General features: G+C 65.4%; 23 protein-coding genes and 3 pseudogenes. 13 read left to right on the top strand and 13 right to left on the bottom strand.

Annotation, left to right across the window (positions count from 1 at the left end; translation table 11 throughout):
- Window positions 1–132 precede the first annotated feature (132 nt).
- From JTE92_RS01705 to JTE92_RS01695, 4 genes and pseudogenes are all read right to left on the bottom strand, one after another.
- Window positions 133–423, bottom strand: coding sequence for a hypothetical protein (locus tag JTE92_RS01705; RefSeq protein WP_063239461.1), 291 nt, complete (start codon window positions 421–423; stop codon window positions 133–135).
- A 100-nt stretch (window positions 424–523) separates the two neighbouring features.
- Window positions 524–613: pseudogene (locus tag JTE92_RS30750) on the bottom strand (type B chloramphenicol O-acetyltransferase); the annotation flags it as partial.
- Window positions 614–631: 18 nt separating this feature from the next.
- Window positions 632–1,279, bottom strand: coding sequence for a TetR/AcrR family transcriptional regulator (locus JTE92_RS01700; RefSeq protein WP_084254641.1), 648 nt, complete (start codon window positions 1,277–1,279; stop codon window positions 632–634).
- Between the two features lie 12 nt (window positions 1,280–1,291).
- On the bottom strand, window positions 1,292–2,425 hold the full coding sequence (locus JTE92_RS01695; protein ID WP_063239459.1) for a CaiB/BaiF CoA transferase family protein: 1,134 nt from the start codon (window positions 2,423–2,425) through the stop codon (window positions 1,292–1,294).
- Window positions 2,426–2,538: 113 nt separating this feature from the next.
- On the opposite strand from JTE92_RS01695, the gene JTE92_RS01690 reads away from it, so the two are divergent.
- The 10 genes from JTE92_RS01690 to JTE92_RS01645 all read left to right on the top strand — a co-directional run bounded on the left by JTE92_RS01690 (window position 2,539) and on the right by JTE92_RS01645 (window position 13,380).
- On the top strand, window positions 2,539–2,949 hold the full coding sequence (locus JTE92_RS01690) for a Zn-ribbon domain-containing OB-fold protein (protein WP_147318589.1): 411 nt from the start codon (window positions 2,539–2,541) through the stop codon (window positions 2,947–2,949).
- Complete coding sequence (locus tag JTE92_RS01685; RefSeq protein WP_063239457.1) at window positions 2,946–4,091, top strand: thiolase family protein; 1,146 nt, start codon at window positions 2,946–2,948, stop codon at window positions 4,089–4,091. The genes JTE92_RS01690 and JTE92_RS01685 overlap by 4 nt, the downstream gene beginning before the upstream one ends.
- A 29-nt stretch (window positions 4,092–4,120) precedes the next feature.
- Window positions 4,121–5,266 carry an acyl-CoA dehydrogenase family protein gene (locus JTE92_RS01680; RefSeq protein WP_063239456.1) on the top strand — a complete coding sequence of 382 codons (1,146 nt, stop codon included), beginning with the start codon at window positions 4,121–4,123 and terminating at the stop codon, window positions 5,264–5,266.
- Between the two features lie 15 nt (window positions 5,267–5,281).
- Window positions 5,282–6,817, top strand: a complete 1,536-nt coding sequence (locus JTE92_RS01675; RefSeq protein ID WP_169834825.1) for a class I adenylate-forming enzyme family protein — start codon at window positions 5,282–5,284, stop codon at window positions 6,815–6,817.
- Window positions 6,814–7,611 (top strand): SDR family NAD(P)-dependent oxidoreductase, encoded by a 798-nt coding sequence (locus JTE92_RS01670; RefSeq protein WP_063239454.1) that lies wholly within the window; start codon window positions 6,814–6,816, stop codon window positions 7,609–7,611. The genes JTE92_RS01675 and JTE92_RS01670 overlap by 4 nt, the downstream gene beginning before the upstream one ends.
- A gap of 10 nt (window positions 7,612–7,621) precedes the next feature.
- The gene (locus JTE92_RS01665) at window positions 7,622–8,392 is read left to right on the top strand and encodes a crotonase/enoyl-CoA hydratase family protein (RefSeq protein ID WP_063239453.1); all 771 of its coding nucleotides are present in this window, start codon (window positions 7,622–7,624) and stop codon (window positions 8,390–8,392) included.
- Window positions 8,393–8,417: 25 nt separating this feature from the next.
- Window positions 8,418–9,386: a Bug family tripartite tricarboxylate transporter substrate binding protein gene (locus tag JTE92_RS01660; RefSeq protein WP_063239452.1), complete on the top strand. Its 969-nt coding sequence runs from the start codon at window positions 8,418–8,420 to the stop codon at window positions 9,384–9,386.
- An 81-nt stretch (window positions 9,387–9,467) separates the two neighbouring features.
- Window positions 9,468–10,433 (top strand): NAD(P)H-dependent flavin oxidoreductase, encoded by a 966-nt coding sequence (locus tag JTE92_RS01655; RefSeq protein WP_371136894.1) that lies wholly within the window; start codon window positions 9,468–9,470, stop codon window positions 10,431–10,433.
- Window positions 10,434–10,742: 309 nt separating this feature from the next.
- On the top strand, window positions 10,743–12,335 hold the full coding sequence (locus tag JTE92_RS01650; RefSeq protein WP_063239450.1) for an aspartate:alanine exchanger family transporter: 1,593 nt from the start codon (window positions 10,743–10,745) through the stop codon (window positions 12,333–12,335).
- A 52-nt stretch (window positions 12,336–12,387) separates the two neighbouring features.
- Window positions 12,388–13,380: a 2-hydroxyacid dehydrogenase gene (locus tag JTE92_RS01645; RefSeq protein ID WP_063239449.1), complete on the top strand. Its 993-nt coding sequence runs from the start codon at window positions 12,388–12,390 to the stop codon at window positions 13,378–13,380.
- A 43-nt stretch (window positions 13,381–13,423) separates the two neighbouring features.
- On the opposite strand, the gene JTE92_RS01640 is transcribed toward JTE92_RS01645, so the two are convergent.
- The 7 genes from JTE92_RS01640 to JTE92_RS01610 form a co-directional block, all read right to left on the bottom strand.
- Window positions 13,424–13,921: a 4-hydroxylaminobenzoate lyase gene (locus JTE92_RS01640; RefSeq protein WP_063239448.1), complete on the bottom strand. Its 498-nt coding sequence runs from the start codon at window positions 13,919–13,921 to the stop codon at window positions 13,424–13,426.
- Between the two features lie 195 nt (window positions 13,922–14,116).
- On the bottom strand, window positions 14,117–14,845 hold the full coding sequence (locus JTE92_RS01635) for a GntR family transcriptional regulator (protein WP_063239645.1): 729 nt from the start codon (window positions 14,843–14,845) through the stop codon (window positions 14,117–14,119).
- Window positions 14,846–14,974: 129 nt separating this feature from the next.
- Window positions 14,975–16,219: an NAD(P)/FAD-dependent oxidoreductase gene (locus tag JTE92_RS01630; RefSeq protein ID WP_063239447.1), complete on the bottom strand. Its 1,245-nt coding sequence runs from the start codon at window positions 16,217–16,219 to the stop codon at window positions 14,975–14,977.
- 3 nt (window positions 16,220–16,222) lie between these two features.
- A complete protein-coding gene (locus JTE92_RS01625) occupies window positions 16,223–16,546 on the bottom strand; it encodes a 2Fe-2S iron-sulfur cluster-binding protein (RefSeq protein WP_063239446.1) in 324 nt (107 codons plus the stop codon).
- A gap of 21 nt (window positions 16,547–16,567) precedes the next feature.
- Complete coding sequence (locus JTE92_RS01620) at window positions 16,568–18,004, bottom strand: glutamine synthetase family protein (RefSeq protein ID WP_063239445.1); 1,437 nt, start codon at window positions 18,002–18,004, stop codon at window positions 16,568–16,570.
- Between the two features lie 96 nt (window positions 18,005–18,100).
- Window positions 18,101–19,417, bottom strand: coding sequence for a Rieske 2Fe-2S domain-containing protein (locus JTE92_RS01615; protein WP_063239444.1), 1,317 nt, complete (start codon window positions 19,415–19,417; stop codon window positions 18,101–18,103).
- Between the two features lie 373 nt (window positions 19,418–19,790).
- A complete protein-coding gene (locus tag JTE92_RS01610) occupies window positions 19,791–19,937 on the bottom strand; it encodes a hypothetical protein (RefSeq protein ID WP_169834824.1) in 147 nt (48 codons plus the stop codon).
- Window positions 19,938–20,032: 95 nt separating this feature from the next.
- On the opposite strand from JTE92_RS01610, the gene JTE92_RS01605 reads away from it, so the two are divergent.
- Window positions 20,033–20,827: an AraC family transcriptional regulator gene (locus JTE92_RS01605; RefSeq protein WP_204620452.1), complete on the top strand. Its 795-nt coding sequence runs from the start codon at window positions 20,033–20,035 to the stop codon at window positions 20,825–20,827.
- Between the two features lie 190 nt (window positions 20,828–21,017).
- On the opposite strand, the gene JTE92_RS01600 is transcribed toward JTE92_RS01605, so the two are convergent.
- Window positions 21,018–21,497 (bottom strand): FMN-dependent NADH-azoreductase, encoded by a 480-nt coding sequence (locus JTE92_RS01600; RefSeq protein ID WP_063239442.1) that lies wholly within the window; start codon window positions 21,495–21,497, stop codon window positions 21,018–21,020.
- A gap of 329 nt (window positions 21,498–21,826) precedes the next feature.
- Between JTE92_RS01600 and JTE92_RS01595 the strand changes: the two genes are divergently transcribed.
- Both JTE92_RS01595 and JTE92_RS01590 read left to right on the top strand, forming a co-directional pair.
- A complete protein-coding gene (locus JTE92_RS01595; RefSeq protein ID WP_063239441.1) occupies window positions 21,827–22,612 on the top strand; it encodes a gamma-glutamyl-gamma-aminobutyrate hydrolase family protein in 786 nt (261 codons plus the stop codon).
- A 75-nt stretch (window positions 22,613–22,687) separates the two neighbouring features.
- A pseudogene (locus tag JTE92_RS01590) lies at window positions 22,688–24,059 on the top strand (MFS transporter).
- Between the two features lie 137 nt (window positions 24,060–24,196).
- On the opposite strand, the pseudogene JTE92_RS01585 reads toward JTE92_RS01590, so the two are convergent.
- Window positions 24,197–24,325, bottom strand: a pseudogene (locus JTE92_RS01585) (HU family DNA-binding protein); the annotation flags it as partial.
- Between the last annotated feature and the right edge of the window lie 90 nt (window positions 24,326–24,415).

The following is a 24,415-nucleotide window of genomic DNA, read 5'->3' as shown; positions in this document are numbered from 1 at the left end:
ACTCTCCTTTCTGGTTATTCGTGACGATCAGGGTGTCTTTCACTGCAGTGCATCATGCCGCGCCCTGATCGAAGGCAGTAGTGTGATCCCCATTCAAGCGATTCGGAAGCTGATCCATCGCGACGGGCGTCATCAGTCAGGCTGCGGATTGGCCCCGATCCGCTCGAAGATCACGCCCTGCGGCGCATGGGTCTGCGGCAGCGGCGCCGTGGCGAGCGCGGCCGCCTCGGCCTCGTTGAGGCCGAGCGCGCGCAGCACAGCCAGGATGACCTGCTCCGGATAGTCTGCCGGCGCACCGGGACGCAGCATGGTGCCGATGCCGTAGACGAGCGCACCGAGCGCCAGGTCGCGCGCGACCTCGACGTGCGGCACGACGAAGCGGCCCTGTGCGATGCCGACCTCCAGGTCACGGGTCTCCGACAAGTCGCTCGCGTGAGCAAACCCCAATGGCAGCCAGCCCGCCGGCCGCCAGAGGCCGCCAATGTTGGATGAGCACGGCAAAGACACGGCCTCTCCAATTCTTGTCCGGCCAATCCCACCATTGCGTTTCCGGAAGCAAGGCGATTTCCTCGTCGGCGAATCGCTTCCTGATCGGCCTGGCGGGGTTGCCGCCGGAGCCGCCAGTTCACCATCAAGCGGAAACCACCATGCGGTCCACCATCGCCTCGCACAGGTGCATCAGCTTTTTCGTATCAAGGGTCTTGCTCCTGGCAGTGGCGTTGATGGAAAAGACCTGCGCGATGCCGCGCATGTTGGCGACAATGAAGGTGGCCAGGCTGTCCAGGTCGGACTCGATGAAGCGGGTGCCCCGGGACTGTTCTGCCTCCAGGCACTCGCGCACGAAAGCGATCGTGGCGTCGTTCATGCTCGCGACGTCCGCGGCGAACTCCTGATCCTGAAAGATGGCCTCCGACAACAGCGCCGAGAACACCTGGGTGTTGGAGTCCGGCTTGCTGAGGCTGCCGAAGTGCGCGCGTATGAAGCTGCGCAGGCGCTCGAGGCCGACCGTGTGCCCTTCCGCCTGGTGGAAGCGCTTGGCGAACTCGGTGCGCAGCTCGGTCAGCACGGCCAGTTGCAGGGCCTGCTTGTTGCCGTACAGGTGAACGACGAGACCCTTGCTGACGCCCGCGGACTCGGCCACCTCGGCAATCGTCATGCCGCCCACGCCCTTGGCGCGCATGACCGTCATGGCGGCTTTGATCAAGGCCAGCTCCGACGTGGCGCGCCGCTCCTCCTGGGTGCGTCGGGTTCGGGCGGGACGGGGTGTTGTTGCGGTCATGGTCAGGCGAATTCAAGTATTTTGTGAACGAAGCAAATTTTCCAGATTATCGGGCGTGAGAGCCAGGGTGCTCAGAATTTCACGCGTGTGGGTACCGACGGGCGCGATGTCCCGCATCGCCAGCGGCGTGGCCGAGAACCGCGGCGCGGGCGCGGCCTGCAGCACGCCGCCACGCTCGACATAGCTCTGGCGCGCGGCCATGTGCGGGTGGCGGGCGGCCTCGTGCGGCGCCAGCACGGGCGCCCAGCAGGCGTCGCTGCCGCCCAGGCGGGCTTCCCATTCGGCGCGGGTGCGCGAGCGCATCAGTGCGGCCATGGCTTGCCTGAGCTCGGGCCACAGGCCGGGGTCGTTCTGGCCGCGGACAAAGCGCGCGTCGCCGTCCAGCCCCAGGCGCGCGAGCAGTTCGGCATAGAACTTCGGCTCCAGCGGCGCAAAGTTGATCCAGCCGCCGTCCCGGCACTGGTAGCTTTGCGCCGCCCAGTGCGAACTGTCAAAAGCCTGCGTGCCGCGCTCGAAGTTGCCGCCGCGCCGCTGGATGGCACCCAGCATCAGGTTCAGCATGTGGGCCGCGCCATCGACGATGGCGGCATCGACGACCTGTCCTTGCCCCGTGCTGCGCGCATGCTGCAGGGCGGCCAGCAGCCCCACTGCCAGATACAGCGCGCCGCCGGCCACGTCGCCCAGTACGGTGGACGGCGCCACCGGCGGCTCACCGGCCGGCCCGGCAAACCACAGGGCGCCGCTGAGGGCGGTGTAGTTGCTGTCGTGGCCGGCGCGCGGCGCCCACGGGCCATGCTGGCCCCAGCCCGTCATGCGGCCGTACACCAGCGCGGGCCGGCGCTGCAGACACACCTCTGGTCCGAGGCCCAGGCGCTCCATCACGCCGGGACGCATGCCCTCGATCAGCAGGTCGGCGTCCTCGCACAGCCGCAACACGGCCTCCACGGCGACGGGATCCTTGAGATTCAGCACCACCGATTGCTTGCCGCGGCTGGTGATGGCATGGGGCCGTTCCGGCGCGGCCAGGCGCTCCGGCGGCTCGACGGCGATGACGGTCGCCCCCAGGTCGGCCAGCAGCATGCCGCAGAACGGACCGGGTCCGATGCCGCTGATTTCGATCACTTTGACGCCTGCGAGTGGGCCCATGCTGGTGCTCCTTGTTGAGATGGATGGGATGGAAAGGCAGGACCTGCGGAAAACCCTATTTGCCAAATCATACAAACTTACCGACCATATGGTAAGTAAGTTGAGGAAAAAACATGACGACAGACGAGACAAGCTTCCAGATCGAAAAACCCACCCTCTGTGGTTGGGACGCCCATCAGACCCCTTTTCTCAAGGGAGTCCGCTGCACCGCGTGCAATGAAGTGGCGTTCCCACCCCAGCACTACGGCTGCGAGTGCTGCGGCAGCGCCGAACTGGCCGATATCGAACTGGCCGCGCAAGGCGTGGTGCTCGGCAGCAGCCAGGTCCACATCCATGCCCAGCCGGAGCCCGCGGTGCCATTCACGGTGGCCGAAGTCCGGCTCGATGCCGGCCCGGTGGTGCGCGCCCTGCTGGACGTGGGGCACGCGGCGGGCGACTGGCATGGCCGCCGCGTGCATGGCGTGCTGCGTCAGCGCGGGCAAGACCCCGCGGTGCTGGCATTCCGCTTCGGGGTGACGGCATGAAGCGGACACTGAAAGACCTGCGCCCGGTGTACGTCGTGGGCATTGGCTGGCACCGCTACCAGGATCCGTCGGATACGCCGTACGTAACCCTGGGCCTGACTGCCGCGCGCCAGGCGCTGGCAGACGCGGGGGTGCCGATCGCCGGCGTGGACACGGCCTATGTTGCCCGGGCGCTGCTGGGCATGGCCTGCGGCAGGCCCATCCTGCGCCACCTCGGGGCGACAGGACTGCCCATCGCCCATGTCGAAAACGCTTCGGCCTCCGGTTCCACGGCGTTCCGCAATGCCTGCATCGAAGTGGCCAGCGGCCTGGCCGATACCGCGCTGGTGCTGGGCGTGGACAAGCGCGCGCCGGTGGTGCGCGGCGAGACGCAGGCCGGCATCGAGCAACTGGCCAGCGAGTACATCGCGCCCTTCACCCACTTTGCGCTGCTGGCAGACAAATACGTGCATCGCTCCGGCGCCGACATGCGCGACATCGCGCTGGCGGCGGTGAAGAACCACAACAACGGCGCGCTCAACCCGAACGCCCAGCGCCAGAAGCCGCGCACGCTCGACGAGGTGCTGGGCGGGCGCAAGGTGTCGGGCGACCTCACGGTGCTGCAATGCACGCCGGTCGGCGAAGGCGCGGCGGCCGTGGTGCTGATGTCCGAAGACGCGATCCAGGCGCATGGCATCGATCCCGGCCGCGCGGTGCGGGTGCTGTCGTCGGCCGCCCGGAGCCAGGCCGTCTACAAGGACGCCACCGCGTTCGACGAACTGCTCACGCAGGCCACCTGCCTGCAGGCGCTGCAGGAGGCCGGCGTAGCGCCCACGGCGCTCGACGTGGTCGAGCTGCACGACGCCTTTGCGATCGAGGAAGTGCTGTACCTCGAGGCCATGGGCCTGTGCAAGCCGGGCCAGGCCATACCGGCCCTGAAGGCGGGCGACTTCCACATCGGCGGCAAGGTGGCGGTGAGCCCATCCGGCGGGCTCATTGCCATGGGGCACCCGATCGGTCCCACCGGCGTTGGCCAGATCGCCGAAATCACGCTGCAACTGCGCGGCGAGGCCGGGCAGCGGCAGCAGCCCCGGGCGCGCACCGGGCTCGCGCACATGGTGGGCGTGGGCGCCGTCTGCTACGCGCACGTGCTCAGCATCTGAATTACGACTGACAACAAGGAGACATGTCCATGATCGACTACATGGTCGAATTCGACGAGGACACGCGTGCCATCGTCGACCTCACCCGCAAGCTGGTGCACAAGCACCAGATGCCGCTGGAGGCCAGGAAGCTGCAGGGCGGCGAGATCACCCCGCAGGACCTGCTGCCCGGCACCCGGGCCGCCAGGGAGGTGGGCCTGTGGGGCCTGACGCTGCCCGAGCATCTGGGCGGCGCCAGGCTGACCGTGACGCAGCAACTGGCGGTCACCGAGGAGAGCTACCAATGCCTCGTGCCGCTGCAGTTCGGGGGGCGGGTGCCGCCGTTCCTCTTCAACGCCACGGGCGTGCAGAAGGCGCGCTACCTCGATCCCTGCCTGGAGGACCGGCTGCGGTATGCGTTTGCGCAGACCGAGCCCTCGGGCGGCGCCGACCCCGGCAATGCGATCCAGACCAAGGCCGTCAAGCGGGGCGACAAGTGGGTGATCAACGGCACCAAGGTCTTCATCTCCAGCGTCGGCCCCGCCGAGGTGATCTTCGTCGTGGCCGTGACTGACCAGGAAAAGCGCCAGCACGGCGGCATCTCCATGTTCGCGGTGGACAAGTCCAACCCGGGCCTGAAGGTGTCGCGCGACATCCAGACGCTGGACGGCATGATCACCAACGAGCTGATCTTCGACAACTGCGAAGTGACGGAGGACGCGTTGATCGGCGCCAGCGGCGAAGGCTTCCGCAACGCGCAGATCATCCTGTCGCAGGCGCGCTTCGGCGTCGGCGCGCGCGCGCTGGGCATCGCCATGCGCACGCTCGACATGATGACCGAGTATGCGAAGCAGCGCGTGGCCTTCGGCTCCGCCCTGTCGCAGAAGCAGGCGATCCAGGCCATGGTCGTGGACTCGTGGATCGACATCAACCAGTGCCGCCTGATGATGTACGCCGCCGCCAGGAAGGCCGACGCCGGCCACGACACGCGCGTCGAGGCCAGCCTGATCAAGATGCAGGCCACCGAGGTGGTCGGCCGCGTGCTCGACCGCGGCGTGCAGGTGTTTGGCGCGGCCGGGGTGTCGCTGGACAACCCCATCGCGCACTGGTACCGCTCGCAGCGCCCTGCCCGCATCTATGAAGGCCCGACCGAGGTGCACAAGTACCACGTGCTGGCCCGCCACCTGTTCCGCTGACGGATGGACACGCCGATGACAACCGCACCAAACTTGCCGGAACACTGGGCGCAGGTCCAGCCGGACCGGCCCGCCGTGGTCGCCGCAGACCAGACCCTGAGCTGGCGCGAACTCAACACGCTGGCCGACAACATCGCCAACCAGCTGGCCCGGCGCGGCATAAGCGCCGGCGACATCGTGGCGCTGCGCATGCAGACCACGTCGCAATGGGTCACCCTGATGCTGGCGCTGTCCAAGCTCAAGGCCCGGCTGCTGGGCATCAACTGGCGCCTGGTGGCCGACGAGGTCAATTATGTGCTGGAGAACGCCGGCGCCAGGATGCTGATCCTGGACGACGAGCCGCCCCAGGCGTTCATGGACAAGATCTCCGCGCTGCCGCGGGACGCCATCATTCCGGTGAACCGGACCGGCGCAGGGAGCCAGTGGAACGCGCTGATCCGGCCGGCCGGCGCACCGCTCGCCATGGATGAGCTGTGCGAGCAGATCATCTACACCTCGGGTACCACGGGCAGGCCCAAGGGCGTGGAGCGCCATCTGCGGCCCGAGCCCGGCAACGAGCGACTGAACCGCTACCTCGAAGCCCAGGGCGGGGCGTACAAGCGCTACCAGGCCTGCGACGTGGTGCTGGTGTCCATGCCGCTGCACCACGGTTCCGGCCCTTCGCAGGTGCGCGCGGCGATGGCGAGCGGCTCCATGCTGGTCTTGCAGAACCGCTTCGATGCCGCGCACTGGTTCGACCTGGCCGAGCAGCACGGCGTCACGCACTGGACGGGCGTGCCCACCATGTACAAGCGGCTCAAGAGCTACCAGGAGGCCTCGGGCCGCCAGGTGCCGCGCCTCAAGAGCATGGGCATCGGCGCCGCGCCTGTACCCATGGCGATCAAGCGGTGGGTGCACGAGCAGTTCGGGCCGGTGCTGCATGAGGGCTACGGCTCCACCGAGACCGGCATGGTCGCCGGCATGAAGCCGGACGACCACTTCCGCAAACCCGGCTCCAGCGGCCTGCCCTATGACGGCGTGGAAGTGGAAATCCGCGACGAGGACGGCAAGCCGTGCCCTTGCGGCACCGTCGGCGAAATCTGGGTCGACACGCCCGCCGTGATCAAGAGCTATCTCAACGCACCACCGCTGGATGAAGACACGCTCGATGCGCGCGGTTTCTTCCGCACGGGCGACATGGGGCATCTCGACGCGGACGGCTATCTCTACATCACCGACCGCGCCAAGGACATGATCATCTCCGGCGGGGTCAACATCTATCCCGCGGAAATCGAGGCCGCGTTCTACCAGCACCCCGGCCTGCTCGACATCGCGGTGGTCGGCCTGCCCGACGAAGAATTCGGCGAAAAGGTGGTGGCCTACTACGAATCCCGGGACGGCCAGCCCATCGCCGGCGACGAACTGGCTGCGCTGGGGCAAGCGCACCTGGCGTCGTACAAGCGGCCACGGGATTTCGTGCATGTCGCCGAACTGCCGCGCAATGCCGTCGGCAAGATCCTGAAGCGCGAGCTTCGCCAACCTCATTGGAAGACCCAGGAGCGCAACGTATGACTTTGAACCTGACAGATCTCAACGGACAAATCGCCGCCGTCACCGGCGCGGGCCAGGGCGTGGGCCGCGAGGTGGCGCTGCACTTCGCCAGGAGCGGCGCCCGGGCCGTCATCGTCAACGACTTCTATGCCGAGCGGGCGCAGGCGGTGGTGCGGGAAATCGAGGCGCTGGGCGTGAAGGGCGTGGCCGCCGTATGCGACGTGACCGACGAAGCGCAGGTCAAGGCGGTCTTTGCGCAGGCCGCGCGCGAGGCCGGCGGCAGCATCGACATTCTGGTCAACAACGCCGGCAACTCCGGCGTCAACCCCGACCCGGAAGCGCGCAAGCATTTCTGGGAAGTCGGCGAGGCGGCCTGGAACAGCTTCATCCGCGTCAATTTCTACGGCGTCATCAACTGCACCGCGGCGGTGGTGCCCGGCATGATCGAAAAGAAAGCGGGCCGGCTGATCACCATCATCTCCGATGCCGGCCGCGTGGGCGAGCCCAACCTGGAGATCTACTCGGGCGCCAAGGCCGGGGCCGCCGGCTTCATGCGCGGCGCTGCCAGGGCCCTGGGGCGCTACAACATCACGGCCAATTGCGTGGCCATCTCCGCCACGGCAACGCCGGCGATCGCGGCGCGGCTGGAGGCCGATCCCGACAGGACAAAGAAGATGCTGTCGAACTACGTGATCCGCCGTGTGGGGAAGCCCGAGGACGTCGCCAACATGGTGTTGTTCCTGGCCTCGGGATCCAGCTCGTGGGTCACGGGCCAGACCTATCCGGTCAACGGTGGTTTCTCGTTCAACCTGTGAGGAGTGCAGCATGACAACCGAGCAAGCCGCAGTGCTTGAGAAAAAGGACGGGGTGGCCGTCATCACCCTGAACCGGCCCGAGGTCAAGAACTGCTGCAACAACGCCATGGCGACCGCGTTGCAGGACATCATGGACGAGATCGATGAAGACAGGAACTGCTTCGTCGCCGTCATCCATGGCGCCGGCGGCAATTTCTCGACCGGCGCCGACCTGAAGGAAGCGGCCAGCGGCGTCAAGCGCACCAGGCTGCGCCGCGGCGGCTTCGGCTGCTTCGTGCATCCGCTGCGCAAGCCGCTGATCGCCGCCGTCGAGGGCTATGCGGTGGGCGGCGGCTTCGAGCTGTGCCTGACCGCCGACATGGTGGTGGCCGCCGCCAACGCCAAGTTCGGCCTGCCCGAGGTCAGGCACAACCTGGTGGCCGTGGGCGGCGGGCTGTTCCGCCTGCCCAAGAAGATTCCCTGCAACATCGCGTTCGAGATGGCCCTGACTGGCAAGATCTACGACGCCGATTTCCTGCGGCCCTATGGCATCCTGAACCGGGTGGTCGAGCCGGGCACGACGCTGGAAAGCGCCATGGAACTGGCCCGCTCGCTGCTGGTGAACGGCCCGACGGCGCTGGCCGCGTCCAAGCGCATCATGTCCAAGGCCTTCGAATGGCAGGAGCTGGAAGCGTGGGAGAACCAGATGCCGATTGCCCAGGTCGCGCTCAACTCAAAGGACCGGGTGGAAGGGCTCAAGGCTTTTGCGGCCAAGCGCGCGCCGGTCTGGTCCGGCGAATAGCACCAGGAACAAGGAGGAGACAACTATGCAAAGACGAAGCTTTCTGCTGGGCTCCGCAGCGGCGGCCACGGCATGGGCAGCGCATTCGCCACTGCTTGCGCAGGACAAGACCCCGATCAGCATCATCATGCCCCTGGGCGGCGGCACAGGCGCCGACACCAGCACGCGTATCCTTGCCGATGTGCTGTCCCGCGAACTGCAGCGCACCGTAATCGTGGAGAACAAGCCGGGCGCCGACACCATGATCGCCACGCAATACGTGCTGAACGGGCCGGCCGACGGCACGCGCGTGCTGATGCTTTCGCCCAGCAACATGGTGATCGTTCCGCTGGTCAACAAGAGCCTGCGCTTCAATCCGGAAACCCAGCTGCAGCCCGTCATCACCTCGGTGCGCGGCGGTGCCGCCCTGGTCGTGAAGGCGGGCAGGCACAAGTCGCTGGCCGAGTTCGTCGCCTACGCCAAGGCCAACCCGGGCAAGGCGTCGCTGGCCACCTACAGCGGCCACTACTACAAGCTGCTGGCGCTGATGATCCAGCGCGACCTCGGCATCCAGCTCAACAACGTGCAATACAAGGCCCCGGCGCCCGCGCTCAACGACGTGGTCGGCGGCAATGTCGACGCGATGATCATCGACGCCGGCGCCGCGCGCGAATTCTTCCGCGCCGGCAAGATCCACCTGCTGGCCCTGACGCACGAGCGCAGACCCCCTGCCTTCCCGGATGTGCCGACCTTCAGCGAGCTGGGCTACCCGGGTTCGACGGCTTACGTCTGGATCGGCTACGGGGTCAAGGCCGGCACGCCACCCGAGATGGTGCAACGCCTGTACAAGGGGTTTTCCGCCGCGCTGAAGTCCAAGGAGTATCTGGCCTACGTGGAGCAATCCAGCGCCGGCTCCGAGACGATCGACCTGGACCCGGAGAAGACCACGCTCTATGCGCAGGAGGAGCGCAAGCGCTTTGCCCGCCTGATCGAAAAGACCGGCTATGCAAACTGATCGAACTGATGGATTGACATGGCCTGGCGCACCGCATCGTGAGCGGATGCCCAGGCATCCGATGGAGAGGATCGCATGAGTTTGCCTTCATCGCTGGCGTCGCGCCTGCGACTGCCGCTGATTGCCGCGCCGATGCTGCGCGTGTCCGGCCCGGACCTGGTGGCGGCCGCGTGCCGCAGCGGCGTCATCGGCGCGTTTCCCACGGTCAACGCCCGCGGCGCCGAGCAGCTGGACGCCTGGCTTACCCGGATCAAGGCGCGGTGCGCCGAAGCGCCTGGGCCGGTTGCGCCGGTCTGCCCAAACATCATCATGCGCCGCCAGACCACGCTGGATGAGGACCTGCAGGTCCTCATCCGCCACCGGGTGGAGATGGTCATCGCCAGCGTAGGCTCGCCCGAGGCCGTCATCCAGCCGCTGCACGATATCGGCTGCCTGGTGTTCGCCGACGTGGCATCGATCCGCCATGCCGAGAAGGCGCTGGCCGCGGGGGCCGATGGTCTGATCCTTCTTACGGCCGGGGCTGGCGGGCAGACCGGCTGGGCCAATCCTTTTTCTTTTGTGCGCGCCGTGCGCAAGATGTTCGACGGCCCCATCGTGCTGTCGGGCGGCATGTCCGACGGCGCCGCGCTGTGGGCGGCCCGCACGCTGGGCTGCGATCTGGGCATGATGGGCACGCGCTTCATCGCCACGCCCGAAAGCCTGGGCGCGGATCGCTACAAGTCCATGCTGGTGGACAGCCGGCTCGACGACGTGCTGCTAACCCAGGCCTTCACGGGACTGGATACCAACATGCTGCGCCCCTCCATCGTGGCGGCGGGGCTGGACCCGCAGGCCCTGCAGGGCAAGGTGTCGCCCGAGCGCGCCCGCGAGTTGTTCAGCGAGCATGGCCGGGAGGCGCACGGCCCTAAACGCTGGGTCGACATCTGGAGCGCCGGGCACAGCGTTTCTGGGGTGGACCGGGTGCTTCCCGTGGATGAACTGGTTGATGTGCTGGCTGGAGAATATGCACGGGCGCGAACGCAGACTGCGAAGCTGATGCAGCATTGACGAGGGCTTCACCCAGGATCGAGTTCGTGGGAAACAGGGGCATGGCAATTCACCGTCGGATATGACTATCCGCTATTCGCCTGGATTCTTGAATTCATGCGGCGCATCGTATATTTTCGAGGGGCATTCCCGTGGTTGCCGCCGTGCCGGCCAGCCCCTGTCACGATGATCGGATTCACGGCAATCCACACCCGATAACGCATGTCCGGAACCGAAGGGCCTGGCAATCCCGTCCGCGCGGGGTGCGCGTGATCCTGCGCGACTGCTTGCCGCTGCGCCCTTGCTCCTGTCCATCGAAAAGGAGCTGCCATGGATGCAGTCAGGACATTGCTCGAAACCCAGCCGCTGCTCACGCTGTTTCTCACGGTTGCGCTGGGCTATGTCATCGGCGAGATCAATATCAAAGGCGTGTCGCTCGGGTCGGGCGCGGTACTCTTCGTCGGGCTGGCGATCGGCGGATTCGCGCCCAAGTCCGCGCCACCTGCCGTGCTCGGTACGCTCGGACTGCTGCTCTTTCTCTACGGTATCGGGATCCAGTACGGCGAGCAGTTCTTCAAGGGCCTGACCAGCCCCGACGGCCTCAAGGCCAACGCCGCCGCCGTGCTCGGCGTGGTCGGCTCGGGGCTGGTCGCCGTTGCACTGGTGCCACTGGTCGGCGTGAAGCTCGACGAGTCCCTGGGCATGTTCGCTGGCGCGGGCACCAGCACGGCAAGCCTGCAGGCTGCGATGGCGGCGATGAAGAGCGACGGCGCCGCGGTGGGCTACAGCGTCGCGTACCCGATCGGCGTTGCGGGGCCGATCCTGTTCCTGTATGTCCTCACCGCGTTGCTCAAGCCGAGTATCGCGCGGCCGCCGCCAAAGTTGATCGAGACCGCCGAGATCGCGCTGACAAACCAGGCGTTCATCGGCGCGCGGCTGTCGGAGCTGCTGGCGCGCCTGCCGGACGGCGTGGCGATCGCTGCCGTGCGCCGGGCACACCACAACCAGCCGCCTGCGGACGACCTGGTGCTGCAGGCGGACGACGTCCTGCTCGCGACCGCTACGGACCCTGCCGTGCTGCGTGAAATCACCTCGCTGTGCGGGGAATTGCAGCCGGGCCGCATGACCAGCCATCGCGAGGACCTGGACTATATGCGTGTGTTCGCGTCGAGCCGGTTCGTGGTCGGGCACGCGCTGCGCGATATCCGCTTTCCCGAGGGTACGGTTTGCTCGATCGCCCATGTTCGCCGGGGCGATGCCGACCTGATGCCCAACCAGGATCTCATCCTTGAGTTCGGTGACCGCGTCGGGCTGCTGGTCAATCGCGCCCACATGAAGCCAATTCGCGCGCTGTTTGGCGACTCCATCAAGGGCACCGCCGAGCTGAGCTTTATCTCGATCGGCATCGGCGCCGCCCTCGGGCTGCTTGTCGGACTGATTCCGGTGCCGATCCCCGGCGTGGGCACGCTGGCGCTGGGGCTCGCCGCGCTGCTGCTGGTCGCCCTCGTGCTCGGCCGGGTGCGCCGTTTCGGGCCGTTCGTCTGGACCATGCCGCTCTCGGCCAACCTGGTCCTGCGCAACTTCGGGCTGACCATCTTCCTCGCGCAAGTGGGCCTCGCCTCGGGGCCGAAGTTCTTCGCCACCATCGGCGTGACCGGCGTGTCCTTCCTGCTCTACGGCGTGGCGATCCTGCTTGCCCTGCTGCTGATCACGGCGATCTTCTGCCTCTGGGTGTTCAGGCTCCCATTCGACCTGGCGGTAGGCGTGATCTGCGGCGCGACCGGCAATCCCGCCATTCTTGCCTTTGCCAACCGCGTCGCACCCACCGACCGGCCCGACCTCGGCTACTCGATGATCTTCCCGTCGATGACCATCGTGAAAATCCTGTTCGTACAGGTCGCCGCCACGCTGGCCGGCGGATAGTGCAGCGCAACCTGGGCGAATCGCGGCCGGCGATTCGCCGCGGAGACACATCATGGAAATCGCCGTCTTCAGCGCAAAGTCCTACGATCGCCAGCATCTCGATGCCGCGAATGCGGCGGAAGGCCACCGGCTCAGGTACTTCGAGGTCCCGCTGGACAGTGACACGGTGGGCCTCGCCGCAGGCCACGGCGCGGTGTGCATTTTCGTCAATGACCGGGCCGATGCGAGCGTGCTGGAAGCGCTCGGGCGCGGCGGCACCAGGCTGGTTGCGCTGCGCTGCACCGGGTTCAACAACGTCGACCTGAAAGCCGCACGGGCACTCGGGATCAAGGTCGTGCGCGTGGTCGACTACTCGCCCAATTCCGTCGCCGAGCATGCGGTGGCACTGCTGATGGCGGTCAACCGCAAGATCCACCGGGCCTACAACCGCACGCGGGACTTCAATTTCTCGCTCGAAGGACTGATGGGCTTCGACCTGTGCGGCAAGACCGTGGCCGTGATCGGCACCGGCAAGATCGGGCGCGTGTTCGCCAAGATCATGGTCGGGTTCGGCTGTAACGTGATCGGCTACGACAAGTACCCGTCCCCGCAGTTCGAGGCCCTTGGCGGCCGCTACGCCGACGAGGGAGAAATCGGGGAGAGCGCGGACTGTATCTCGCTGCACTGCCCGCTCACCCCCGAGACCCATCACATCATCAACGCCGAGGCCTTGTCGCGCGCCAAGCGCGGGGCCTTGCTGATCAACACCAGCCGCGGCGGACTGATCGACACGGAAGCGGTCATCGACGCGCTCAGCAGCGGGCAACTCGGCGGGCTGGCGATCGACGTGTACGAGCAGGAGGCGGAACTGTTCTTCCGCGACCTGTCCGGCACCATCGTCGACGACGTGATGATGCAGCGGCTCATCACGTTCCCGAACGTGATCGTGACCGGGCACCAGGCCTTCCTCACGCGCGAAGCCGTAACGACCATCAGCGAGACCACGTTGCGCAGCGTGACCGAATTCGAGACCGGCAAGCCGCTCACCAACGAGGTCAGCGCGTAGTCGGGGACGCCGCAGAGGCAACCGAAGATGCTGAAGCCGCGCATCATTTGCCCGTGTAGGTAATTTCTCCGCGCGGCAAGAAGTACAGCATGATGGCGGTCCCGTCTGTGACTTCGGGAAAGTGTTCGCTGCCCGGCTCCGGCGCTGTCCAGCCAGCGAGGTGACCGCAGAACTTCGCGCCCGGCGTCAGCGGCACGATCATATTGATCTCGCCGTTGGGATGGGCGTGATACTGCCCAACGAGGTTGTCCATGTAGACGCTGTTGATGCTGAACCCCCGGGTATCGTCGCTGGCGTCGTAGATCGGACTGCGGCGATATTCGGGACCGGTGATTTCAACATTGCAGGCCCAGCCCTCCTTCTCCCCCGCGCGTATCAGCGTGGCCAGCGTTTCGTAGAGTTCGCTGCCGGGGGGAAAGGTCTCGTTCAGCCACCGCTCCGTATCGGGGCCTAGTGGCCTGTCGCCAACGGCGTTCAACAGGCGGATCGCGGCAGTCTTCAGTTGGGCGCGGGTAGTCGATGTGCTGGGGGGAATTGTCATGATCAGGTCTCCAGAGACGGCATGTCGTCGGTGTTCACGAGTATAGGTAGCCGTCCCTGCAAAGCCTTGAGCCAGGCAATCATTCATTTCACCTGCCTGTCGTCCCGTGGCGCGCTGGCAGTCCGGCATCGAAACCGAAAAGCACAAGGGCCGCATTGACGCGGCCCTTGTTACGCAGATCCGGCGCCAAGCGGCTCAGGCAGCCGTCACGAACAGCCGCATCGCGGGCATCACCTGCGATGCCTGCTCGGGCCGGTCCAGCGCGGTTTCCAGGTTCAGCCTTGCCACGTTGACGTGCTCCGTCGCCAGCGCCTGCGCGCGCGTCCCTTCGCCGCGCTGCATGGCATCGAACAGGCTGTGGTGCTGCCGGTGCGCATACACCAGCCACTGCGCACCCTCGGCCACCGCCGACTGCATCGGCAGCATGGCGCTGGCCGCGGCAAACGGCAGGCGGTTGTTCAGCTCGATGGCGCGCGCCAGGGCGCTGTTGCCGCTGCCGTCCACGATCAGCGCGTGAAAGCGGTCGTTCATGTTGCTGTACGCGACGTAGTCGTCGTAATCGAGCTGCGCTTTCGTCAGCACGCGGTCGCCTTCACGCAGGCAATCCTGAAGGTCCAGCGACAGCTGCCGCGACAACCCGTGTTCGGCCACCAGCCGCGCCGCCATGCCTTCCAGGTGTCCGCGCACGGCAATCGCGTCCTGGATCTCGCGCGGGGTGAAGCGCCGCATCATATAGCCGCTGCTCGGCGATGGCTCGATCAGGCCTTCCTGCTCCAGCGACGCGAGCGCAAGCCGCACCGGCGTGCGCGAGACGCCGAGCTTCTCGGCCAGCGGAATTTCCGCGAGCCGGGCCCCGGGCTCGAACTCGCCTTTCAGGATCAAGTCCCGAAGTTGTACCAATACACGTGTCTGGTGGGATTCCATCTCACTCGCGTCCAGCGGAAAGTCGGGCCGCATTGCATACCGGTTGGCACACAATTGCATGCAATGCGGCAATGGTACACCAACCCGAAGCGCAACCCGAAGCGCAACCCGGAGCGCAACCCGGAGCGTTCAGGCGGGCACCAGCGACTTCAACGCGACCGTGTCGTCCTGCAGCAAGCCCGGGTCCGGCCGTACGCGCGCCGCAATCAGGCGGCGCGCCGCCATATGGTCGACCGGCCGGTTGATCGAATCCGCACCAATGAGCGTGCCGGCGCGCAGATAGAGCGCCGTGAACTTCCCGGCCGTTATGTCTCCGCGCACCACGGCCTGGTCATGGGCGGCCGACGTCCCCGCCATTTGCAGCTTGTAGTGGTATTGATCCGACCAGAACCATGGCACGGCGTCGTAGGCCGTGGCGCACCCTGCCACGGTCGCCGCTGCGACCCGGGCCAGGTCATTGGCACTCTGGATCGACTCGACGCGCACGCATCGGCCGGCTTGATCAGGCAGTTCCGACGTGTTCAGCCAGGGATTCGGATACGAAGCGCAATCGCCGGCTGCCACGATGCGCGGATCGCTGGTGCGCGCGTGGCGGTCGACCACGATGCCGTTATCGACCAGCAGCCCGCATGCCTGCGCCAGCTCGACATTCGGGATCACGCCCAGGCCCGCCACCACCATATCGGCATCGATGGCCTCACCCGACTCCAGTTCGACCGCCTCGACCACCTGTGTACCGACCATCCGGCGCACGGATGAGGACAGGCAAAAGCGCACGCCATTGTCCCTGTGCGCCTGCATCAGGAATGAGGAAATCAGCGGTGGCACGGCCCGCTTGAGCAGGCGGTCCTGCATTTCGATCACTGTCACATCGAGTCCCAGCGAGCGCAACGCCGAGGCGACCTCAAGCCCGATGAAGCCGCCACCGATGACCACGACGCGACGCGCCCGGGCCGCGGCATCGCGGATCGCGCAGGCATCGGCAAGCCCGCGCAGATAGTGGATGTTGCCAAGGCCCGCGCCCTCGCAGCCCAGCGTTCGGCAGCGGGCGCCCGTAGTCAGCGCGAGATGGCCATAGACGATGCGGCTGCCGTCCGACAGCTCTACCCTGCGCGCATCACGGTCGACGCGAAGCGCAGTGACGCCCGTGCGCAGCAAGACGGTTTCCTCGGCGAAGCGCTCGGGCGACTGCAGCGCGAGGCTGGACGCGTCGGCCTCGTTGCGCAGGAAGCCTTTGGACAGCGGTGGACGCTGGTAAGGCGGATGCGGCTCGTCGCCAACCATGGTGATCGTTCCGGTGAAGCCGTTGGCGCGTGCCGCCAGGGCGAGCTGCGTGCCCGCGTAGGACGCGCCGATGATGACAAGGTCGGACATGGCCTACCCCTGCGTTTCAGGGATGCGCACCACCAGGCCGTCGAGCGCGTCGTTGACGATGATCTGGCAGCTCAGCCGGCTCGATCCGGTGCGCTCGGCAGCCACGCCGTCGAGCAGCTCGTTCTCCATGTCATCAAGCGCCGGCAGCTTGCCAAGCCAGGCTTCGTCGACATAGACGTGGCACGTGGCACACGAGCAACAGCCTCCGCACTCCGCATCGATGCCACGCACATTGTTGGCAATGGCCACCTCCATCAGCGTCTTGCCGTTGGCTGCCGCCACGGTCTTGCGGTTACCGTCCTTCAGGACGTAGATAATTGTCGGCATAACAACCTCGCTGCAATGGCATCAGAACGTATCGAAGTACTCGCGCTGTTCCCAGTCGCTGACTTCGAGGTTGAAGCGGTCGATCTCGGCCTGCTTGATGTGACAGAAGTAGTCCACGAATCCATTGCCCATGCCCTCGCGCAGCACCGTATCCTGATGCAGGCATTCCAGCGCTTCCTCCAGCGTCTTCGGCAGGCATGGCGCCGGCGTCTCGTAGGGAGAGTCAGCGGACGGTCCCGGATCCAGCCGGCGCTGGATGCCATCGAGCCCCGAAATGGCTTGCGATGCGAGGTACAGGTACGGATTGGCGGCGGGCTCGCCCACACGGTTTTCGATACGGGTGGCCGCATCGCCCATGCCGCCCAGTACGCGCAGCATCGCGCCCCGGTTGTCGCGCGCCCAGATGGCGCGGTCCGGCGCCAGCGAGTAGGCGCGGTAGCGCTTGTAGCCGTTGATCGTCGGGGTGGAGAATGCGGTGGCGCCGCACGCGTGCGCCAGCAGGCCGCCGAGGTAGTGACGGCCCACCGGCGACAGATCGTCGCCGGCAATCTCCGGCACCATCGCGTTGCTTCCATCGCCAACGCGCTGCAGCGACTGGTGCAGGTGCCAGCCACTGGACACCACGTTGCGGATCCTGGGCCGGCACATGAATGTGGCGTGATAGCCGTGCCGCTTGCATACCTGCTTGACCGCGCTGCGGAACAGCACCATGGCGTCGGCCGTTTCGCAGGGTGAAGCCGGCGCGAACGTGAACTCGAACTGGCTCGGACCGAACTCGATCTCGAGCGAACGCACGGGCAGTCCCAGTTGCTGCACGTTCTTGCGGATCAGTTCGATGACCGCTTCGCTCGCGTCATAGCGCAGTTCGGTCAGGAACTGGTACCCATGCGAAAGAAGGCCAACCTCGGGCGGCTCGCCGGGCTGGCCGGCATCGTCGGGCGTCATGTGCTCATGCAAGAGCTTGAACACATGGAATTCGACTTCAAGCCCGGTGACGAGCCGGTAGCCTTCGGCTTCCAGCCGCTGCTCGGCATTGCGCAGGACGCGCCGGGTGGCAAACGGCACCGCGCGGCCGTCCTGGAAATACGGATCACACAGCACCCATCCCGTATTTGGCGACCATGGCAGTACGCGGAAGGTGGTGGGGTCAGGGATCAGCGTCACGTCCGCGCCGCCTTGCATGCCGGGAATATCGAAGCCGCCGCCGGTACTGAATACCGGGAAGACGGTGCGATGCGACGTGTCCTTGGCGAACAGCGTCGTCGTGACGTTGAGCCCGCTGCGCAGCGCCTTGATGGCCTCCGATGCCACCAGCGCCTTGCCGCGCAATACCCCATGCTGGTCGGGGAAGGAGAAGCGCACGACCTCGATGTCACCCGCGCTCAGGCGCTTGGCCACCTCATCGGCTGCGTGCGCCTGTGCATCGGACCAGAGGCCGAATTTGTCTACAAATGCCATATGGGTCCGGCCTCCCGCGCCGCACATCGCGCGAGGCGATGCACGACGCGGCTGGGCCGCCTCGATCGTTGAAGGGTTGTGCTGCGGGTTGCCGGGTCAGGCGCGCGATGCCCATTGCGACTCGGCACGTCGCTTTGCATCGGCGCTGCTCCAGTAGTCGTCCGGCGCCATGCTGCCAACGCTTACGCCGTCGATCGACGGCGGGCCGGTCAAAGCGCCTGCCTGGGCCGCATCGACCATCATCAGCGCCTTCTCGCCACGTTCGTTGGCCTCGATGGCGGCCACCAGCTGCTTGCGGTACGCAATGATTCCCTTGTCGGTCGTGCCCAGGTGCTCGCGCGTGCGGTCCTGGATGGCGCCCTGCGATTCCACCGCCCATTGGTCGTGGACGTTGATGTCGTTGCCCATGCCCGTGTACGTCCTGGTGCGTTGCTCGTAGGGGTTGAAGCCATACCGGTTGTGCTTGTTCTGGCGCGGCCGGTAATCGGGCAGCTCGTACAACGCCAGGCGCTGGTCGCGCATCTGCTGCTTGTTTACCGGCTCGGTAAAGCTCGTGAAAATGGCGTACCAGTAGCAGCTGGTATCGTCGATCGGCACGTGCCATTGCGCGATCGTCATTTCCGCGCTCATCGGGATGATGAAGGCCTGCGGAAACACGACATTGGTCACGCGTACATGCTGCTGTCCCTCGCCCAGGTCGCGCAGCGCCGTCAGCCGCATGCCGTACCCGGTCGAGGCAAGGCTGATATCCGGGCAATCAAACTCCCGCAGCACCTTGGTGATCGGCATGGCGGAGTCGGCCGACGCACCGCGAAACTGCTTGCCATAGCTCTCCGCGGTGTCCTCATCCTCAAAAAAGCGGTGCAGGAACGAAGCATGCGCGGGATCGATACCAACCTCCAGCGCCTGGAGCCAGTTGCATTCGAGCAGCCCCTTGAAGGCAAAGGTGTATTCGCTCGGCGCGACAAAGCAGTCAAAGGCAGGGAATGCCGGCGGCTCGCCTTCGCCGATAAAGGCAAAGAGCATGCCGCTGCGCTCGACCACGGGGTAGGCATTTTGCCTGATACGCGAGCACAGCTTGCTGCCCGCCGGCTCTGCCGGGGTCTGCAGGCAGGTGCCATTGCGGTCGAACAGCCAGCCGTGGAACGGGCAGCGCAGCCCGCCATCTTCCAGGCGACCGAAACTCAGATCGGCACCCCGGTGCGGGCAGTCCCGGTCGAGCATGCCGTACTGGCCTCGCTCGTCGCGAAACACGACGAAGTCCTGACCCATCAGCCGCACTGCGCGCACAGGCCGGGCGCCCTCGAATTCATCAACAAGCGCGACGGGTTGCCAGTATTGGCGTAGCAGACGGCCCGCCGGCGCATCGGCGCCCACGCGGGTAATCAGGTCGTTCTGTTCCTTGGACATCATGGTCGGGGTCTCCTGCTTGGGGGTTTTGGATGGCCAACGGCCGCTGCGCATTGGTCGTTGTATGCAGCCATGCTAGTCGATGCATGCAATGAAAACAATCATCGCGCCAAACTTCTTAATGTCGTGACATCACGTCACAAGCCATCATGCCTGAAACACTCTTATAACTACATGTTTTATATAGATTTTCTTCGTCACCCTCACAACCGACAGGAATCTTAGGTGTTTACCCTTAACCACCGGAGAATTCGCTAGACTGCATGCATAACTGTATTTTCTGGACTCTTGTTAGTACACTCTGTATGCAACGCAGTAAAAGAGTTCGGCGAGCCTGGCGCTGTCGCCATGACGCCGAAGAGGGGGAACCACCGTGTCAGAAGCCCGAAAACGAAGCGAACCGAAACACCTCGATACGGGGCTGACGGACGGCGAGTTCACGGGCGTCGGGGTCGCGATAACCGAGCGCCATGCAGCCTTGCATGGCATCGAGAACGGCCTTGCGATCCCGGGATGTATTCATGGTCAGGGGTCAGGTCAGGTAGGAGACTGAACGTGGTACACATCGTCACCAACGCACATCAGAGCCGCACCGCCGGCATCTGGGCAAACACGGCAGTGGAAGTCATCGAGTACGGCGAATTGCAGGATGTCGCCCGCCCGATCGGTTCCAAAAGAGTCAGCCTGCGAGCTGCCCTGCGCGAGACGGGAGGCCGCATCGAGGCACGCCACAAGCCATCGAAACCGCTTGCCGATGGCTATCGCGGCAGCGATCACCTCAGCCTGATCGAACGTGGCGGCGAAGCGTACGGCCATACGCCATTCATTCGCAGCTTTCGCTGCGTGGCGATCCATTTCGACGACGCCCTGCTGGCCGAGGCCTGCGGCACCGCCAATGGCGCGGAGCTTTTCCACTCCCGCCTCATGTTCGAGAACAAGCCCATCTGGGCCATCACCGACCGGCTCGCGCTGGAATGCGTCACGCCCCGCATCGGCCAGCGGCTCTACTGCGAGAGCCTGATCGGCCTGCTCGCCGTGGAGCTTGCCAGGCTCGGGACGCCGGCACCGCGCCAGCCCTGCAAGGGCGGGCTCGCGCCTTTCCGGCTGCGCCGTATCCTCGACTACATCGAAGCCCATCTTGGCGACAATATCGCCATTACCGAGCTGGCCGCGTTGGCCGAGGTCAGCCTTCCGCATTTCATGCGCGCCTTCCGCACCTCCACCGGCGAGGCGCCGCTGCGCTTCATCATGCAGCGGCGCGTGACACGCGCCACGCGACTGCTGGTGGAAACGAGCACGCCGTTGAGCAAGATCGCACATGAGTGCGGCTTTGCCGACCAGGCGCATATGACCACCTGCTTTCGCCGCATCGCCGGCAACACGCCGGCACGCATCCGCCGGGAGCGCACCTGAGTGCATGCCGGGACATCGGGCATCGCATCAGGCCAGGTTCGGCCAACGGCCCATGCCGACATCGCGCTATCGGCCTGCACGCGCTGCAGCACGGCGCCGATCGTCGTCATCGGCGTGCGCAGGCTGAAGCCACCGCATGCAAACGCCACGATGACGACAAGCGGCAATCCATGCCTGGCATGCCCGCGCATCAGAGCGTACGCGCCAGCGCCTCGGCTTGCTTCAGCGCCTGCGCGCGGGCGGCGGGCATGGCCGGAGCGTCAGGATGGGTCGGACCGAACGCGATGGTGCGGATGTCGTCGATCCCGATCATGCGCAGCCAGTCCTCAAGGTAGCCCTTCTGATGGTCAAAGCGCGCCAGCGGAGAGCCATCGCCATAGTCAAAGGAGCTGGCGTAGGCCACGACTGCACGGCGGCCCAGCACCAACCCTTCGTAGCCGCGCTCGGGGGTCCACTTGAAGGTGAGGCCCGGCTGCGTGATGACGTCGATATAGTGCTTGAGCCGATACGGCAGGCCCCAGTTCCACATGGGCGTGCTGATCACGAAGACGTCATACCCGAACAGCCGGGCGGTCTCTCGCTGGACGGTTTCCCAGGCTATCGCCTGCGCGGGTGTGTGCTCGCGTTTGGCCAGGACGGCGTATTTCGCGTTCAGCACATCCTCACGCATTTCAGGAAGCTGCAATCCTGGTCACGCTTGATCCTTGGTGATTGGCCGAAAACTGGAAGGCAATGTAGCAACAGGCCTCAGCCGGGGTCTTTCATGTGAATGCGGCGCTTTTCTTGCGGCGATGCCGCTTGTCAGAGTTCGTTTCTTGAACCGACGTAACGTTAGCCGTACTTCGCCGCCTCGGCCTCCGGGCGGCCTTTTTTCTTCTCCAATCATGTTTTGCATGGGGGTGCCGCCAAATGGCGCCCAGGCGTTCAAGCCGGCGATGCCTTCGCCTACCATCGGCTGACAGCACACCATGCCACACCATGCATAAGCGACGCCCCGCCATGACATCCCCAGCCTGCTCTCCGCGCCACGCCAACCCGCCTCTCGTCGGCATTGTCTGCGACAGGTTTTTTGTCGGGGACCACGATCATCATGGCGTCAAGGAAAGCTATCGCCGTGCATTGAGCGACATAGCCGGCGTAGCACCGGTTTTCATTCCCGCGACCGACGCGATCTCCGATGTCACGCCCTATCTCAGGGTGCTGTCCGGCCTGCTGTTCCCCGGTGGCGCTTCCAACGTGGCGCCGGCCCTCTATGGAGGCGAAGAGCCGGCGGGCTTCCTGCTCGATCCCGCACGCGATCACGTCGCCATGCAACTGATTCGCGGCGCCGTGTCGCGGGGTCTTCCCATGCTCGCGATCTGCCGTGGTTTCCAGGAAATGAATGTCGCGTTCGGCGGCACGCTGCATCCCGATATCTACGCGGCCGGCCACGATGCGGATCACCGGGAGGAGCTTTCGGATCCGCTCGACACGCGCTACCGCTACAAGCACAGCGTCTTTCTTGCGCCGGACGGCCTGCTGCGTGACTGGACGCGTGCCGACGTGGCACTCGTGAATTCACTGCATATGCAGGGTATTCGTACGCTGGGCGAAGGACTGGCGGCGGAAGCCATGCATGCCGACGGACTGATCGAGGCAATCCGGGTCGTGGATGCGGATTTCGCCATCGGCGTCCAGTGGCACCCGGAAGTCAGCGCAAGCACAGATCGGCTCTCGCAATCGCTATTCACGCGTTTTGGCGACGCATGCCGCCGGTATATGCCGGCTCTTGCGCAAACCGCCTGACGACACTCGCATCACTGCTATTCCAACACCATGCCCGTGCAAACGGGCGTCAAGTCCGCCCCCCCGGAGAGAGACATGCAAACCACAAGCTCCCCATCCGCAGTTGCCGTCGATGTGCAGACATTGATCGACAACCGCCCCATTTCGCGCTACCAGTGGCTCATCCTGGTCCTGTGCTTCCTGATTGTCGCCATCGATGGCTTCGATACGGCGGCAATCGGCTACGTTGCTCCCGCGCTGGTGCAAGACTGGGGCATCGACAAAGCCACCCTGGGTCCCGTCATGAGCGCCGCCTTGTTCGGCCTCGCATTCGGCGCCATCTTTGCCGGACCGATGGCTGACCGCGTCGGGCGCAAGAAGGTCCTGGTCCTGTCCGTGTTCTTCTTTGGCGCCTGCAGCCTGGCCACCGCGTTCGCGCCTTCGCTGGCGTGGCTGACCGCCATGCGGTTTCTGACCGGTCTCGGCCTGGGCGCCGCCATGCCCAACGCGGTCACACTGATGTCCGAATACGCGCCGGCACGGCGCCGTGCGGTGCTGGTGAACACGATGTTCTGCGGATTTCCGCTTGGATCGGCAGCCGGGGGCTTTTTTTTCCGCGGCCATCATCCCGCATTTCGGCTGGCAAAGCGTGCTGATATTTGGCGGGGTCGTACCACTGGTGCTGGCGGTCATCCTGGTATTCGCGTTGCCCGAGTCAATTCGTTACCTTGTGGTACGCCAGGCGCCACCCGCTACGATCCGGGACATACTCAAGCGCGTGACGGGGGCTGATGTCTCGGGCGCTCAACACTTCAGCATCCATGAAGCAACACCCTCCGCCGATTCGGCGATCGGCACGGTGCTCGCTGCGCGATACCGTCTCGGATCGGCCATGTTGTGGCTGACATACTTCATGGGACTTGTCATCTTCTATCTGCTGACCAGCTGGATGCCCACGCTGATGAAGGACGCCGGCTTCACGCTGCAGCGGGCCTCGTTCCTGACCGCCCTGTTTCCGTTGGGAGGCGGCATCGGCACCGTTGCCGCAGGCTGGCTCATGGACCGCATGAACCCGAACAAGGTCATCGCAATAATGTACGCAGGGGCAGGCGTCCTGATCTACATGGTCGGCCACGGCAGCGCGGCGAACCAGGTATTGCTTGGACTGCTGATATTTATGGCCGGTACCGTCATGAACGGCGCCCAGGCGTCGATGCCAACGCTCGCCGCAGCTTTCTACCCGACGCAGGGACGCGCCACCGGCGTGGCATGGATGCTCGGCATTGGACGCTTCGGCGGAATCAGCGGTGCCTTGCTTGGTGCCGAACTGTTGCGCATGGCCTTGAGCTTCGAAGTCATCTTCACCCTGCTGACAATCCCTGCCTTTATCGCCGCCGCAGCGTTGGTGGTGAAATCCGTGAGCACGCGGGACGAGGGCGTCTCGAAGACTGTCGTGGTGACACACTGAACCCCACAGCCAGACAAAGCCACCGCACTGACTCTGAAATGCTGATTCTCGCCGCGCGCGGAAGGCCGCAAGCCGCCGTAGAATTTTGTAACGAGAAAGGGGGTTGGAGCCCTCCCTTCTTTCGGCTGATTTTCGCTTTACAGCGCAGCGTCCTTCAGATTCTTCAGCGGACGGATCTTGACCTTCACGGATGCCGGCTTAGCAGCAAACCATTGCTCTTGGCCAGTAAAAGGGTTGTCGCCAAAGCGCTTCTTCGTAGCCGGAACAGGTCACGGTCGCACTCGCCGAGGCACCCGCGAATATACTAGCCGGATCGTGGCAGACGCTCGCCCGCCCTTCCGTGAGGCCGTTAAGGT

Origin of the sequence: Cupriavidus oxalaticus (assembly GCF_016894385.1) — a bacterium.
Classification (GTDB): domain Bacteria; phylum Pseudomonadota; class Gammaproteobacteria; order Burkholderiales; family Burkholderiaceae; genus Cupriavidus; species Cupriavidus oxalaticus.
This window is presented reverse-complemented; position numbering and strand designations above follow the sequence as displayed.

Bases quoted from the DNA above. Each gene is read 5' to 3' on its own strand.
- JTE92_RS01700 (WP_084254641.1), bottom strand. From the start codon at position 1,279: ATGACCGCAACAACACCCCGTCCCGCCCGAACCCGACGCACCCAGGAG.
- JTE92_RS01695 (WP_063239459.1), bottom strand. From the start codon at position 2,425: ATGGGCCCACTCGCAGGCGTCAAAGTGATCGAAATCAGCGGCATCGGA.
- JTE92_RS01690 (WP_147318589.1), top strand. From the start codon at position 2,539: ATGACGACAGACGAGACAAGCTTCCAGATCGAAAAACCCACCCTCTGT.
- JTE92_RS01685 (WP_063239457.1), top strand. From the start codon at position 2,946: ATGAAGCGGACACTGAAAGACCTGCGCCCGGTGTACGTCGTGGGCATT.
- JTE92_RS01680 (WP_063239456.1), top strand. From the start codon at position 4,121: ATGATCGACTACATGGTCGAATTCGACGAGGACACGCGTGCCATCGTC.
- JTE92_RS01675 (WP_169834825.1), top strand. From the start codon at position 5,282: ATGACAACCGCACCAAACTTGCCGGAACACTGGGCGCAGGTCCAGCCG.
- JTE92_RS01670 (WP_063239454.1), top strand. From the start codon at position 6,814: ATGACTTTGAACCTGACAGATCTCAACGGACAAATCGCCGCCGTCACC.
- JTE92_RS01665 (WP_063239453.1), top strand. From the start codon at position 7,622: ATGACAACCGAGCAAGCCGCAGTGCTTGAGAAAAAGGACGGGGTGGCC.
- JTE92_RS01660 (WP_063239452.1), top strand. From the start codon at position 8,418: ATGCAAAGACGAAGCTTTCTGCTGGGCTCCGCAGCGGCGGCCACGGCA.
- JTE92_RS01650 (WP_063239450.1), top strand. From the start codon at position 10,743: ATGGATGCAGTCAGGACATTGCTCGAAACCCAGCCGCTGCTCACGCTG.
- JTE92_RS01645 (WP_063239449.1), top strand. From the start codon at position 12,388: ATGGAAATCGCCGTCTTCAGCGCAAAGTCCTACGATCGCCAGCATCTC.
- JTE92_RS01640 (WP_063239448.1), bottom strand. From the start codon at position 13,921: ATGACAATTCCCCCCAGCACATCGACTACCCGCGCCCAACTGAAGACT.
- JTE92_RS01635 (WP_063239645.1), bottom strand. From the start codon at position 14,845: ATGGAATCCCACCAGACACGTGTATTGGTACAACTTCGGGACTTGATC.
- JTE92_RS01630 (WP_063239447.1), bottom strand. From the start codon at position 16,219: ATGTCCGACCTTGTCATCATCGGCGCGTCCTACGCGGGCACGCAGCTC.
- JTE92_RS01625 (WP_063239446.1), bottom strand. From the start codon at position 16,546: ATGCCGACAATTATCTACGTCCTGAAGGACGGTAACCGCAAGACCGTG.
- JTE92_RS01620 (WP_063239445.1), bottom strand. From the start codon at position 18,004: ATGGCATTTGTAGACAAATTCGGCCTCTGGTCCGATGCACAGGCGCAC.
- JTE92_RS01615 (WP_063239444.1), bottom strand. From the start codon at position 19,417: ATGATGTCCAAGGAACAGAACGACCTGATTACCCGCGTGGGCGCCGAT.
- JTE92_RS01610 (WP_169834824.1), bottom strand. From the start codon at position 19,937: ATGAATACATCCCGGGATCGCAAGGCCGTTCTCGATGCCATGCAAGGC.
- JTE92_RS01600 (WP_063239442.1), bottom strand. From the start codon at position 21,497: ATGCGTGAGGATGTGCTGAACGCGAAATACGCCGTCCTGGCCAAACGC.
- JTE92_RS01595 (WP_063239441.1), top strand. From the start codon at position 21,827: ATGACATCCCCAGCCTGCTCTCCGCGCCACGCCAACCCGCCTCTCGTC.